This window comes from Bordetella sp. BOR01 (assembly GCF_019218885.1).
GTDB lineage: Bacteria > Pseudomonadota > Gammaproteobacteria > Burkholderiales > Burkholderiaceae_B > Bordetella_A.
Window position 1 is genome coordinate 25,422 of the sequence record NZ_JAHUWT010000003.1, and the last position, 12,808, is coordinate 38,229.

Annotated in this window: 12 protein-coding genes; 3 read left to right on the top strand and 9 right to left on the bottom strand. The window is 65.5% G+C overall.

Features of this window, described 5'->3' with window-relative positions:
- Positions 1–3 precede the first annotated feature (3 nt).
- The 5 genes from KW845_RS14940 to KW845_RS14960 form a co-directional block, all read right to left on the bottom strand.
- Positions 4–741 (bottom strand): TerC family protein, encoded by a 738-nt coding sequence (locus tag KW845_RS14940; RefSeq protein ID WP_218370074.1) that lies wholly within the window; start codon positions 739–741, stop codon positions 4–6.
- A 75-nt stretch (positions 742–816) separates the two neighbouring features.
- Positions 817–2,928, bottom strand: a complete 2,112-nt coding sequence (fusA, locus tag KW845_RS14945; protein ID WP_218370075.1) for an elongation factor G — start codon at positions 2,926–2,928, stop codon at positions 817–819.
- Positions 2,929–3,109: 181 nt separating this feature from the next.
- A complete protein-coding gene (locus KW845_RS14950) occupies positions 3,110–3,580 on the bottom strand; it encodes a universal stress protein (RefSeq protein ID WP_218370076.1) in 471 nt (156 codons plus the stop codon).
- 91 nt (positions 3,581–3,671) lie between these two features.
- The gene (locus KW845_RS14955) at positions 3,672–4,019 is read right to left on the bottom strand and encodes a TIGR01244 family sulfur transferase (RefSeq protein WP_218370077.1); all 348 of its coding nucleotides are present in this window, start codon (positions 4,017–4,019) and stop codon (positions 3,672–3,674) included.
- A gap of 67 nt (positions 4,020–4,086) precedes the next feature.
- The gene (locus KW845_RS14960; RefSeq protein WP_218371381.1) at positions 4,087–5,499 is read right to left on the bottom strand and encodes a PLP-dependent aminotransferase family protein; all 1,413 of its coding nucleotides are present in this window, start codon (positions 5,497–5,499) and stop codon (positions 4,087–4,089) included.
- 165 nt (positions 5,500–5,664) lie between these two features.
- Between KW845_RS14960 and KW845_RS14965 the strand changes: the two genes are divergently transcribed.
- The 3 genes from KW845_RS14965 to KW845_RS14975 all read left to right on the top strand — a co-directional run bounded on the left by KW845_RS14965 (position 5,665) and on the right by KW845_RS14975 (position 8,211).
- Positions 5,665–6,576: a DMT family transporter gene (locus KW845_RS14965; protein ID WP_218371382.1), complete on the top strand. Its 912-nt coding sequence runs from the start codon at positions 5,665–5,667 to the stop codon at positions 6,574–6,576.
- Complete coding sequence (locus tag KW845_RS14970) at positions 6,573–7,199, top strand: LysE family translocator (protein ID WP_218370078.1); 627 nt, start codon at positions 6,573–6,575, stop codon at positions 7,197–7,199. Before KW845_RS14965 ends, KW845_RS14970 begins: the two co-directional genes overlap by 4 nt.
- 97 nt (positions 7,200–7,296) lie before the next feature.
- Positions 7,297–8,211 (top strand): alpha/beta hydrolase, encoded by a 915-nt coding sequence (locus KW845_RS14975; RefSeq protein ID WP_218370079.1) that lies wholly within the window; start codon positions 7,297–7,299, stop codon positions 8,209–8,211.
- A gap of 12 nt (positions 8,212–8,223) precedes the next feature.
- Here KW845_RS14975 and KW845_RS14980 read toward each other — a convergent pair whose 3' ends face one another.
- From KW845_RS14980 to KW845_RS14995, 4 genes are all read right to left on the bottom strand, one after another.
- The gene (locus KW845_RS14980) at positions 8,224–9,210 is read right to left on the bottom strand and encodes a ChbG/HpnK family deacetylase (RefSeq protein WP_255592689.1); all 987 of its coding nucleotides are present in this window, start codon (positions 9,208–9,210) and stop codon (positions 8,224–8,226) included.
- 371 nt (positions 9,211–9,581) lie between these two features.
- Complete coding sequence (locus KW845_RS14985; protein ID WP_370628231.1) at positions 9,582–10,505, bottom strand: alpha/beta hydrolase; 924 nt, start codon at positions 10,503–10,505, stop codon at positions 9,582–9,584.
- Between the two features lie 12 nt (positions 10,506–10,517).
- Positions 10,518–11,807: a RidA family protein gene (locus tag KW845_RS14990; RefSeq protein WP_218370080.1), complete on the bottom strand. Its 1,290-nt coding sequence runs from the start codon at positions 11,805–11,807 to the stop codon at positions 10,518–10,520.
- Between the two features lie 24 nt (positions 11,808–11,831).
- Complete coding sequence (locus KW845_RS14995) at positions 11,832–12,689, bottom strand: fumarylacetoacetate hydrolase family protein (RefSeq protein WP_370628232.1); 858 nt, start codon at positions 12,687–12,689, stop codon at positions 11,832–11,834.
- Between the last annotated feature and the right edge of the window lie 119 nt (positions 12,690–12,808).

A 12,808-nucleotide genomic window follows, 5' to 3' on the forward strand; every position in this document is an offset into this window, starting at 1 on the left:
CAACTAGCCGGCGCGCTTCCTGGCGCGCCGCGCCATCATGTTCAAGCCTTCGACCAGCGCCGAGAACGCCATCGCCGCGTAGATGTAGCCCTTGGGCACATGGGCGCCAAAACCTTCGGCGATGAGCGTCATGCCTATCATCAGCAGGAAGCCCAGGGCCAGCATGACCACCGTGGGATTGCGCTGGATGAACCTGGCCAGGGGGTTGGCGGCCAGCAGCATGACCGTTACCGCCACGATGACGGCAATGAACATGATGGGTATGTGTTCGGTCATGCCCACCGCGGTGATGATGCTGTCGATGGAGAACACCAGGTCCAGCATCAGGATCTGCGCAATGGCGGCCCCGAAGCCTATGGTGGCGGACTTGCCGTCGAACATGTCGCCTTCGGGTGAGGGATCGACATGGTGATGGATTTCTTTGGTGGCCTTCCAGACCAGGAACAGGCCGCCGGCGATCAGGATGAGATCGCGCCATGAAAAGCCCTGGCCGAACAGCGTGAACACCGGCTGGGTAAGCTTCACGATGATCGCCACCGTTCCAAGCAGGGCCAGCCGCAGGACCAGGGCCAGGCCGATGCCGATGCGGCGCCCGCGCTCTTGCTGGTGCGCCGGCAATTTATTGGTAAGGATGGAGATGAAGATCAGGTTGTCGATGCCGAGCACGACTTCCATGGCGATGAGGGTAGCCAGCGCCGCCCAGGCGGCAGGCTGCTGGGCAAGCGATATCAGTTGGTCCATGATGCCTCTCTCCGGCTATGGTCTGCCGATCATAGCCGGATGCCCCGGCGCTGACTATCGCGCCACGGTAACAGCCTAGCGGCCCGAGCCGTGGGTGGCGATGACCTGCTCGGCCACCTGGTTGGGGGCTTCGGCGTAGTGCTTGAATTCCATGGTGTAGGTGGCACGCCCCTGGGTCAGCGAGCGCAGCGACGTGGAATAGCCGAACATCTCGGCCAGCGGCACTTCGGCGCGCACCAGCTTGCCGCCCCCGCCCGCGATGTCTTCCATGCCCTGCACCATGCCGCGCCGCGAAGACAGGTCGCCCATGACATGCCCGGTGAAATCTTCGGGCGTCTCGACCTCGACATGCATCATGGGTTCCAGCAAGACGGGCTTGGCGCGCCGCATGCCCTCTTTGAAGGCCATCGAGCCCGCCATGCGGAAGGCGTTCTCGTTGGAATCGACGTCGTGGTACGAACCGAACACCAGCGTGACTTTCACATCGACCACCGGGTAGCCAGCCAGCACACCGGCATTGAGGCTATCGCGCACGCCGCGCTCGACCGCGGGAATGTATTCGCGCGGCACCACGCCGCCCTTGATGGCGTCGACGAACGCGAAGCCGCCGCCGGCCGGCTGGGGCTCGAGCTTGAGCACCACGTGGCCATACTGCCCGCGCCCGCCCGACTGCTTGATGAACTTGCCCTCGACGTCGTCACAGGTCTTGCGGATGGTCTCGCGATAAGCCACCTGCGGCTTGCCGACCGTGGCCTCGACGTGGAACTCGCGCTTCATGCGGTCGACCAGGATCTCCAGGTGCAATTCGCCCATGCCGGAAATGATGGTCTGGCCGGACTCTTCGTCGGTGCGCACGCGGAACGACGGGTCTTCCTGCGCCAGGCGGTTCAGCGCCAGGCCCATTTTTTCCTGGTCGGCCTTGGTCTTGGGCTCGACCGCCTGGGAAATGACCGGCTCGGGGAACGACATGCGCTCAAGGATGATGACGTGGGCCGGATCGGTCAGTGTGTCGCCGGTAGTGACATCCTTGATACCCACGGCGGCGGCGATGTCGCCGGCATAGACTTCGCTGATTTCGCGCCGCTCGTTGGCATGCATCTGCAACAGGCGACCCAGGCGCTCTTTCTTGTCCTTGAGCGGATTCAGCACCGAATCGCCCGACTTGACCACGCCCGAATACACGCGAAAGAACACCAACTGGCCCACGAACGGGTCGGTCATGATCTTGAAGGCCAGCGCCGAGAACGGCTCGTTGTCGGCCGGATGGCGTTCGATTTCGCGGTCTTTCTCGTCGTGGCCCTTGATGGCGGGCACGTCGATCGGCGACGGCAGGTAGTCGATGACCGCATCCAGCATGGCCTGCACGCCCTTGTTCTTGAAGGCGCTGCCGCACAGCATGGGCACGATCTCGTTGGCGATGGTGCGCATGCGCAGCCCACGCTTGATGTCGTCTTCGGACAGCGGTTCGCCCGACAGGTATTTTTCCAGCAAGGCCTCGTCGGCCTCGGCGGCCTTCTCGACCATGCGGTCATGCCACTGCCGGGCCTGGTCGAGCAACTCGGGCGGGATGTCGCGGTATTCGAAGCGCACCCCCTGGCTGGCATCGTCCCAGATGATGGCTTTCATCTTGACCAGATCGACCACACCCTGGAAGTGATCTTCGGCGCCAACCGGAATCTGGATGGGCACTGCATCGCCTTTCAGGCGATCGCCGATCTGCTTGTGCACCCGGAAAAAATCGGCGCCGACGCGGTCCATCTTGTTGACGAAGGCAATACGCGGCACCCCGTATTTGTTGGCCTGACGCCACACCGTCTCGGATTGCGGCTGCACGCCGCCCACTGCGTCATACACCATGCAGGCGCCATCGAGTACGCGCATCGAGCGCTCGACCTCGATGGTGAAATCGACGTGGCCGGGGGTGTCGATGATGTTGATGCGGTGCTCGGGATAATTGCCCGCCATGCCGCGCCAGAACGCCGTGGTGGCCGCCGAGGTGATGGTGATGCCGCGCTCTTGCTCTTGTTCCATCCAGTCCATGGTGGCCGCGCCGTCATGGACTTCGCCCAGCTTGTGGGTGATGCCGGTATAGAAAAGGATGCGCTCGGTGGTGGTGGTTTTGCCCGCGTCGATATGGGCGCTGATGCCGATATTGCGGTATTGGTCGATGCGCGTCTTGCGAGTCATGGCGGCCCCTGGTCAGGTGAATCCGGCTTGGCTTGCGGCCGGCGGGCCGCGCCATGCACGATATTACGCGCGCCGAACCACTGAGCACCAGATAGCCATGCCCGCACCGCAGGTATGGCCATCGTAGCAACGCCAGCCCGCCGCCGTAGCGGCGGGCTTGAACCAGGCTGCCTGCAGGCTGCTATTTCTTTTCTTTGTCTTCTTTGACGCGGTAGACCAGCACCGCGATGGTGGCCAGCGACAGCACCTTGGCCGTGACGCTGCCCAGCAACAGCCGTGACAAACCGCTGCGGCCATGGCTGCCGATGAAGATGATGTCGCAGCCGTTTTCAGAGGCGGCCTGCACGATGCCGTCGGCAACGTTGAAATTGGACACGGCGCGCGACTGTGCCTTGACCCCGGCGGTATCGGCGCGGTCGAGGATTTGCTTCAGGTACTTTTCAGCCTGCTCGGCCGACGCCTTTTCGTAATCTTCGTCGGTAATGGCGTAGGCGGCGGCCATGCCATCGAATCCTATGGTGGCGGCGAACGGCTGGGTGACATGCAGGGAGACGACTTCGGCGCCCACCGACCGCGCGAAGCAAATGCCCGCGTTGGCAGCCTGCGCCGAAAGCGGCGAACCGTCGGTGGGAATCAGGATTTTCTTGAACATGTTGCCTGCTCCTGTCTGCTAGGTAAGAAAGCCGATGCTACCGGAAACGCATGCTTGCCGCATTGCGGTCTTCCCGCAGCATTGAGAGCCATCAAGGCATCTGCTGCGATGCCACGAACAGATTAGTGCATCGCGTGCCAGTACGGCAATACGCCAGCACGGGCCCCGGCAGGGTGCGCAGCAATTCGGCGAAGCGGGCCACGTCGGCGGCCGTCATGGCGCTGCCGATGACGGGCTGGTATTCGATCTGCAAGCCGGCTTCGCGCGCCGCCTGCGTAACATCGGCGGCAGTGGGCTGGTCGGGGCCGCCCTCGAAATCGGGCCGGTTGATGATCACGCTTTTGTAGCCGGCGGCGGCCACGCCGGCCATGTCTTCGGGCCCCAACTGTGGCGCGACGGCGAAGTGTTCGGTCAGGGGCTTGATGGGGACGTCAGCCATGGCGATTCCTTGAGTGATGTAGCTTGGAACGGAGAACAGTATATGTCTTCCGCCAGGCCTACGCGCGTCAGCCGCCAGGGGTGGCCAGGACACCGGCCACGGCCTGCCAGATACCGGGCGTATCGACCATGGCCACCGAGAAACGCATCATGGAGGAAGGCGCCTGGGTGGGCGAGAACAGGCTGCCGGGCGCCAGCAGCAACCCCCGGTCGGCCGCCGTGCGCGCCAGGCCTTCGGCATCGCGGCCGCAATCGGCCCACACGAACATGCCCGCGTGCGGCTCGTGCGGCACTACCAGCCCCAGCCCGGTCAAGGCTGCCAGGCATTGCTGGCGCGCGGTATTGACGCGCGTGCGCACCCGGTCGACATGGCGGCGGTACTGGCCTTCGACCAGCACCCGGTGCACCACGCGCTCGCCCAGCTCGGGGGTGGTTAGCCCGGCCAGCATTTTCAGGTCGGCCAGTTTCTGCAGCAGTTCGGCGTTGGCGGCCAGATAACCGACCCGCAGGCTGGCCGCCAGCATCTTGGAGAAGCCACCGGCCAGGATGACGCGGTTCAGGCGATCGAGCGAGGCGAGTTTCATGGCGCCGCCAGGGTGCAGTTCGCCATAGGTGTCGTCTTCGATGATCAGGAAGTCGTGGCGCTCGGCCAGGCGCAGGATGTCATAGGCCGAGCCGGCCGACAGCGTATGGCCGGTAGGGTTGTGCACGGCGCCGTTGATGATGAACAGGCGCGGCTTGTGCAGCGCCGCCAGCCGGTCGAGCTGTTCCAGGTCGGGGCCATCGGGCCCGCGCGGCACGCCGATGACCCGGGCGCCGAAAGCCGCCAGGCGGCCGAAGATCACGAACCAGGCCGGGTCTTCGACCAGCACGGCATCGCCCGGCCGGATCAGGTGGCGGGCCACCAGGTCGAGCCCGTGCGTGACGCCATTGGTCGTGAGCAGATTGTGGTCGGGATGGGCGGGCACGCCATCGGCCTGCAAGCGCGAGGCAAGCTGCTGGCGCAGGGGCGCGTAACCCAGCGGCGAACCATAGGCCACCAGGTGGCCCCGCACCGAACGGCCCACGGCTCGCACGGCGGCCGACACCATGCCGGGGTCGAGCCAGTCGGCCGGCAGCAGGCCGGCGCCGCCCGGCATGGCCGAGGCCTCGGGCTCGCGGAACATGCTGCGCAGCAGCCAGGCCACGTCGATACGCGCGGGCGTTGCCAGGCCTTCGCCGGCCGGGGCGCTGCGCGCGGCAGCCGCCAGCGGGCCACGGCGCGCCCGCACGAAAAAGCCCGCGCCGCGGCGCGATTGCACCAGGCCGCGCGCGACCAGGCGGTCGTACGCTTCGACCACGGTAAAGCGGCTGACGCCGGCCTGTTCGGCCATTTTGCGGATGGAAGGCAGGCGAGTGCCCGGGCGCAGGCCCTGGTCATCGATGCGGCGCGCCACATCATCGGCCAACTGGGCCACCAAGGTGGCGTCGGCCTGGCGCACGGGCCGCCAGCCGGCGGCGGATTCGGAAGTGGCGGCAACTGTCATGGTGGTTCTACCAGGCCAGTAATCAAGGTGATATGGAAAAGTGTACCGGTACTGTACTGCCCGATTTGCGTAGAGTGGCAGGAATCCCGCTTGCCTGCAAGCCCCAGACGCCTGGAAACCATGTCGCGCCCCACCGCCTATGCATCCCCCGCCCCCGCCCCCGCGCCGCTCTGGGAGGGCTACGGCTACGGCCTGCTGGGCGTACTGGTGTTTTCGCTGACCCTGCCCATGACGCGCGTGGCGGTGGCCGAACTGCCGCCCCTGCTGATCGGCCTGGGCCGTGCCCTGCTGGCGGCCGGCCCGGCCGCGCTGCTGCTGTGGCTGACGCGCAGCCGCCGTCCGAATCGCCAAGAATGGACCGGTGTCGGGCTGGCAGCCCTGGGGATCGTGGTGGGCTGGCCCCTGGCCTCGACACTGGCCATGGCCACTGTGCCGGCTTCGCACGGGGCGGTGGTCAACGGCCTGCTGCCCCTGTCCACGGCGGCATTCGCCGCCTGGCGTAGTGGCGAGCGCCCGTCTCCGGCCTTCTGGGGTTGGGCGGTGGCCGGTGCCGTACTGGTCATGGGATATGCGCTGCGCCAGGGCCATGGCAGCCTGCAAATCGGCGATCTGTGGCTGTTGCTGGCGGTATTGCTGGGCGGCATGGGCTACGCCGAGGGCGCGCGGGCGTCGCGCACGCTGGGTGGCGCCCGCACCATTTGCTGGGCGCTGGTGGTCAGCGCACCGGTAATCGCCGCGCCCGTGCTGTGGCTGGGCGCCCAGACCCCCTGGCCCAGTGCCGCCGTGGCGGCTGCCTTTGCCTACCTGGCATTCGGTTCGATGTTCCTGGGATTTTTCGCGTGGTATCGCGGCCTGGCCGTGGGCGGCATTGCCCGTGTCGGCCAGGTGCAACTGTTGCAGCCCTTCCTGACCGTACTGGCGGCCGCGCTGCTGTTCCATGAAGCCGTCGACCCCCTCACCTTTGCCTTTGCGCTGACGATCATCGCCATCATTGCCGGCGGACGCCGGGCCATCGTCAGGAAAGCATCATGATGGTCACGCCGCTCAATGAATCGACGCTATTGCTGCTGGGCCCGCTGGCGCTGTTCGCCCTGGTCAGCTCGATCACGCCCGGGCCGAACAACATCATGCTGGCATCATCGGGCCTGACCTTCGGCTTTCGACGCACCATTCCGCACATGCTGGGCGTGAACCTGGGCTTTACCGTGATGCTGGTGCTGGTGGGGTTGGGCCTGGGCACGATGTTCCAGCAGTTCCCGTGGTTGTACACGGTGCTGAAGTACGCCGGCGCGCTGTATCTGCTGTACCTGGCCTGGAAGATTGCCCTGTCCGGGCCGATGGACACCGGCAGCCAGCGCGGCCGGCCCTTCACTTTCCTGCAAGCCGCCTTGTTCCAATGGGTGAACCCGAAGGCCTGGGTAATGGCGGTGGGTGTCATCGCCACCTATACCCCGCAAGCCGGCTTCTACTGGAACCTGGCACTGGCGGCCGCCGTATGCTGCCTGGTCAACCTGCCCAGCATCGGCATCTGGGCCGCCTTCGGGGCAGGCCTGCAGAAATGGCTGCATCGGCCGTTGGCAATACGGCTGTTCAACGTAGCGATGGCATTGTTGCTGGTGGCCTCGCTATATCCAGTGGTACAAGAGTTGGCGTAGGGGTGAAGCCCAGCCCCGAAGCACGCCGCGACACGCCCGGGGGAAGGCAAGACAGCCCAAGATGGAACCCAGGCGCGCCTGCGCAGTCATATCTTTCATGTCTCTGCTGCCTCGTACTTCCTTGCGCCGCCTGCTGGGCGTCGGCCTGCTGGCCGCCGCCAGCGTGGTCGGCTGCACCCAGTTCGATGCCTGGCAGCGGCAGGCCATCTTTTCCCCCGAAGCCGACCAGCAGCGCTGGTGGCGCGAGCCACCTGCCGGCACCGAGGTCTTCGACCTGGCCCTGCCCGGCGGCGACAAGGTCCATGCCTGGTACTGGCAACACCCGCGCCCCAACGCCCCCGCCGTGCTGTACCTGCACGGGGCGCGCTGGAACCTGAATGGCAGCGCGTTCCGCATGGAAGGCTGGACCCGCATGGGCTATTCGGTACTGGCCATCGACTATCGCGGCTTCGGCGAATCCACCGCGCTGCTTCCCTCTGAAGAAACCGCCTTCGAGGACGCCGCGGCCGCCTTGCGCGAACTGGAACGGCGCCAGCCCGACCCGGCGCGGCGCTTCGTGTACGGCCACAGCCTGGGCGGCGCCATTGCCATCGACCTGGCGGCGCGCGACGACATGTCGCCGTTTGCCGGGCTGATCGTCGAATCCAGCTTCACCAGCATCGCCGCCATGCTCGGCACCCTGAAATGGGGCAAGCTGCCAGGCGCCAGCCTGCTCGTGACCCAGCCGTTCGCCTCGATCGAGAAACTGGCCACCCTGACCACGCCCACGCTGTTCTTGCATGGCACTGCCGACCGCGTCGTGCCCCACACCATGAGCGACGAACTATTCGCCGCCGCCCTGAAAGTGCCCCCTGACCTGAAGCGGCTGGTCAAGATCGACGGTGCATCGCATTCGGGCGCCATCCGCAGCGGCCAGACCTACGAAACTGCCGTGCGCGATTTCGTTCGCGACGCCCGACAGGCCTATCATCCCGCCACGGCCGGCAATCTTGCCACCGCCGCGCCGCTCTAGGGCCTGTGTGCGCTAGGCCGCCAGCGGCCGCGCCACCTGCACGCCGTTCAACCGCATCCATTCACTCAGTTCCGGGCGCGCCAGCACCTGGAACTCGGCCGAGCGCTGGCATGCCAGGGAATCGCCGGCGCCCGGCAAGGCCGGGTGGCAGACCAGCAGATCGCCGTCGCGCGCGTTATGCAGCCAATGCTGCAATAGCGTGGCGTAGCCGCGCGCGCCGCCCTTCAAGCCGTACACGCCCAGCAGCCGGCGATTGGTGCGCCAGCCATCGCGGCGGGACGCGCGCGCCACGGCTTGCGCCCCCAGGGCACCCACCAGGCGGGCCCTGGCTGACTCGCGCAGGGGAATGCCTTCCTGCATACCGGGCGCGGTATGGCGCAACCACGGCGCCTGGCGACCGTAACGATGTTCCAGCAGGCGCACCAGGCGCGGCAATACGCCAGGCAATTGATGCACGTGCTGGTATCCGTCGACATAATCGGGCGCGCGGCCCATGACGGTTTCAAAAGCATCGAATTGGCGTTTCAGGTGATCGTCCAGCCAGGCCGCGTCCAGGCGGCCCGCATAGGCACGCCCGATCAAGGCGGGCAAGGGCATCACGGCGGGCTGGTCCGACTGGCCCAGGGCTTCAGTCAGATTCAAGTGCACGCCCAGGTCCAGGTCCGGGCCCTTCAGGCCGGCGGCGTGAGCCGCGAAAGTAGCGCCCTGGGTCAGGCAGCTGATGGCGCTGAGCCGCCCCAGCCTTGCCAGGCGCAGCATGCCGGCGTCGATGCCCGCATTCATGCCGAAATCGTCGCCGCACACCACGATGCGTTTCCAGCACCGGCCTTCGCCCGGCCGGCCAGGCGCCCCTTGGTCGAACAAAAGAGCCGGCCCATCCTCGCAGACAACGCGGCGGGCAGGTTGCTGGAGTTCGTCGCATCGCTTGCTGGTCATTGCCGACTCGTCTTCGCCACTGGGCATCAGCGGAACCATAGCCGTGCGGCGTTGCTGCTTCATGTCAGTGTGCGGCTTCTTGTATGGCTTCGTATGCGGCAGCGGCCGGCATGCCCGGCCGATACAATGCCCGGTCACCCACGGAGTCCATGACCGAACGCCATCGCGTGCGGCCCATGCTGGCGCACGACATCGACCCGGTGCTGCACATCCAGGCCAGCGTGTACCCGGCAACGCTGCTGGACGGCCTGCGCCATACCAGCCTGGTGGCGCTGCAATCGGCCGTGGGCTATTGGGAAAGGCTTGGGGTACCGGGCCGTGACCGCCCCGGCGGGCCTGCGGGGTTGGTCGCCATCGTTGTGTCGAAACGGCCGGGACACGCTTCGGTGCCTGGCACCTTGCGAGAGCCAGGCATCCGCCGAGGCCGCTGCCAGCTAGCCTCGGTAAACCGGCGCCGGCTGCGTCAGAAACGAATGCAGGATGTGATAAACCATCATGTAGTTCTTCTGCTGGAAACTGGCATGCGCGATACCCGGCATGATGGCGAACTGCTTGTCGGCATTGGGCAGCCTGCAATAGAAATCCAGCAGGTCTTCCAGCGAGGCAATGCCATCGTACTCGCCGCGCATGATGATGGTGGGCGCGGTGATCCGGGCGGGATCGACCACAGGCAGGTGCGCGCACATGTCGATGTAAGTGCCGTTGGGCATCTCGCTATCGAGGGCCAGGATTGCATCGGCAAAGCAGTCCACCACCTTCGCATCGGCCGTGCCGGGGTGATCGCGCTCGAAAATCGAATGCACGAATTTACGGTCGATGGGCCGCGTGTCCGCGGCCTCGAACTGCGGCATTTTCTTGCGCCGGTCGGCCAGGGTGGGACTGCCCTCGCCCGTGTACACGAAGGCATCCAGCGCCAGCCGGCCTACCCGTTCAGGATGGTTCTGGGCAAACAGCGCCGCCCGCAGCGCACCGGATGAGATTCCGTACAAATGCAGCGGCACATTGCCGCGCACGCTGGCGATGTAGTCGGCCGCCTGCGCGCAGTTGGCCGCGCCGGTGGCAATGTTGGACTTATGGCTGCGGTCTTTGCTGGACCGGCCATAGCCTTCCATGTCGACGCACCAGGTATCGAACCCTTGGCGGGCGAACCAGTCCATGGCCGACGAGTACGGCCGGCCCGGCACCTGCAAGTCGAACGTGGGCGTGGACGCCATGGAAGAACCATGGACGAACAAGATGATGCCGCGCGTGCGGCCCGGATCGCCCATGAACTTCTGGCGCAGAAATAATTTGACCCCGTCACGCTCCGACCAATGGTCATGGCTTTCGACGGCTTGATCCTGCGTTGAGTTGGTCACTGCAATTCCTCCTTAGCTTGCTGATGGCACATAGCCGATCAGATCGAGTATGAGTTCGGCACCCGGCACGAACAGGGACGGAGCGACCTGGACCGCCGAAAACGGCAGCCCGGCATCGCCCAGCACATCGCGCCACGGGGCATAGATGGCCGGAATGTTGTCCAGGCGCCGCTGAAAATGCAGTGCGCGGACCACATTGCCAAGGTCGGTACCACCCGCCTGGAAGATCCTGGCGGCTTTCTGGAGGATGTCGCGGGCCTGGGCGCCGCTGGAATCGTCGAAGTAAGGCGCGCTGGCATTGACGCCGGCCTGCGCGACCAATCCGTTGCGATCGATGGCCATCAGGCCTGCCACGAACAGCAGGTCGTCAAGGCGACGGGCCGGCATCATGTCCGGGCAGATCAGCTCGACATCGCACTCGATGTCGCGGATGCGGCCGCGGGCACTCTCGTGGGCCGCGATCACGTTGACTTCGATCGTGGCGTCGCGCGTGCCGAAGGCGGGGTGCGAAACGGGCACGATCGTGGTGGGCGGCACGACGCCGTCAAAGGCGGCTGCCCAGGCCTGCCAGAACGCGGGCAAGTCTTCTTCGCGGCTGAGGTACACCTGCGCCTTCAGTATCAGGTCGGGCCCGCTCTGGCTGGCTTGCAGCGCGGGCACCAGCCGCTGGTGGACCAGATAATCGGTTTCCAGCTTGATGCGCGTGCCCTTCCATAATTGCGTGGCCGGCACCATGGCTTCTGGCGCAATATTGCCGCTCTGGTCGCGGGCTAGTTGCCCGGCCACGAAGATCAGGTCGCCGGCACGCAGGCAGGGGCTATAGCCCGACTCCGCCGGCGCGCCAACCTTCGGCGTGGCGACAGGCCCCACCTCCAGCCCGCTGTCGAGCGTGGCAGCCATCACCTGGATATCCATCGCCGCGTCGACGTTCAGCAGACCGTCGACCAGCACCGAGGTGCTCGGCGCCACCTGCCCGCGCAAGGCTGCCTTGCGGGCGCAGTGGTATGCGTCGACCGAGCGCCAATCGGGGTAATACTGATCCAGCCTGGCGACCAACGACAACACGCTGCCGGCCGCGCGCAGTTGCTCGTCCATCTTGCTGAAAATGAATTGCGCCTCGCGCTCGGCTTTCGGCGGGGTATCCAGCGGGCGCCCTGCCTTCAGCACACCGGCATCGATGGCGCCATCGGCAGCCACCGCGCGCAACCCTGTGCAGAACACCCAGTTGCCCGCCCGGATCACGGGCGCATGCACGATGTTGCCCGATCCGTAGCGCGCCACGCTATATCGTTTTATGGTCATGGCAGTTCCCGCAGCGACGGCGGCTCAGGCAATCTCGTTGACCAGTTCGCCGATCCGGTCGATCGACACGCTGACAGTGTCGCCCGGCTTCAGATAGCGCGGCGGTGTGAAGCCGATGCCCACGCCCACCGGTGTACCGGTGGCGATCAAGTCGCCGGGTTCCAGCGTGACATAGGTGCTGATCGTCCGGATCAAGTCCGGAACGTCGAAAATCATGTCCTTCAGCCGGGCCGACTGACGTTCTTCGCCATTGACCCGGGTTGTCAGGCGCACCTCGGCGAGGTCGCCGAACTCGTCGGCCGTGACGACCCACGGCCCTACCGGGCAAAAGCCGTCCAGATTCTTGCCGATGAACCATTGGCCATGACGCCGCTGCAGTTCGCGCGACGTCAGGTCGTTGACGATGGTGTAGCCATACACATAGCTCATTGCGTCGGCGCGGCTGGCCCTTTTGCAGCGGCGCCCGATCACCACGCCCAGCTCTCCTTCGTAATCGACTGAACCAGTCTCGTCCGTATCGATGTTGATGGCTTGGCCGGGCGCGGAGAGAGTGCTGGGCGCCTTGGTAAAGATGATGGGGAAGTCGGGCAGATCGAGCTTGGTGGTGTTGTCAAAGCCGCTCTTGGCGAACTCGCGGGAATGATCGACGTAATTCTTGCCCACGCAAAACACATTCTTGCGCAGGGGCGCCACCGGCGGCAGCAGCGGATGGTGCGCCAGGTCCAGGCCCGGCCCCGCCGACACCGCCACCTTGCCGCCCGCCTCGATCAGGCACCACAAACTACTCACCGCTTTGCCGTCCAGCTCGAACGGCCGCAGCTTCCCTTCCGAGACCTCGCCATATGTGACGACACCGCGCACCTCGACTGCGCCGATTTTCACTTTCCCCTCCTCCATTTATTAACCAATTTCTCAAAATGATCAACCAAACATAGAAAAATGTCAATCACTTTGATATATTGGTTGCCCAGTTCTGGACCAATAACCAGGATAGGTTGACC

What these genes read in the sequence shown, in the direction of transcription:
- KW845_RS14940 (WP_218370074.1), bottom strand. Translation starts at nt 741, where the DNA reads ATGGACCAACTGATATCGCTTGCCCAGCAGCCTGCCGCCTGGGCGGCG.
- fusA (WP_218370075.1), bottom strand. Translation starts at nt 2,928, where the DNA reads ATGACTCGCAAGACGCGCATCGACCAATACCGCAATATCGGCATCAGC.
- KW845_RS14950 (WP_218370076.1), bottom strand. Translation starts at nt 3,580, where the DNA reads ATGTTCAAGAAAATCCTGATTCCCACCGACGGTTCGCCGCTTTCGGCG.
- KW845_RS14955 (WP_218370077.1), bottom strand. Translation starts at nt 4,019, where the DNA reads ATGGCTGACGTCCCCATCAAGCCCCTGACCGAACACTTCGCCGTCGCG.
- KW845_RS14965 (WP_218371382.1), top strand. Translation starts at nt 5,665, where the DNA reads ATGTCGCGCCCCACCGCCTATGCATCCCCCGCCCCCGCCCCCGCGCCG.
- KW845_RS14970 (WP_218370078.1), top strand. Translation starts at nt 6,573, where the DNA reads ATGATGGTCACGCCGCTCAATGAATCGACGCTATTGCTGCTGGGCCCG.
- KW845_RS14975 (WP_218370079.1), top strand. Translation starts at nt 7,297, where the DNA reads ATGTCTCTGCTGCCTCGTACTTCCTTGCGCCGCCTGCTGGGCGTCGGC.
- KW845_RS14980 (WP_255592689.1), bottom strand. Translation starts at nt 9,210, where the DNA reads ATGAAGCAGCAACGCCGCACGGCTATGGTTCCGCTGATGCCCAGTGGC.
- KW845_RS14990 (WP_218370080.1), bottom strand. Translation starts at nt 11,807, where the DNA reads ATGACCATAAAACGATATAGCGTGGCGCGCTACGGATCGGGCAACATC.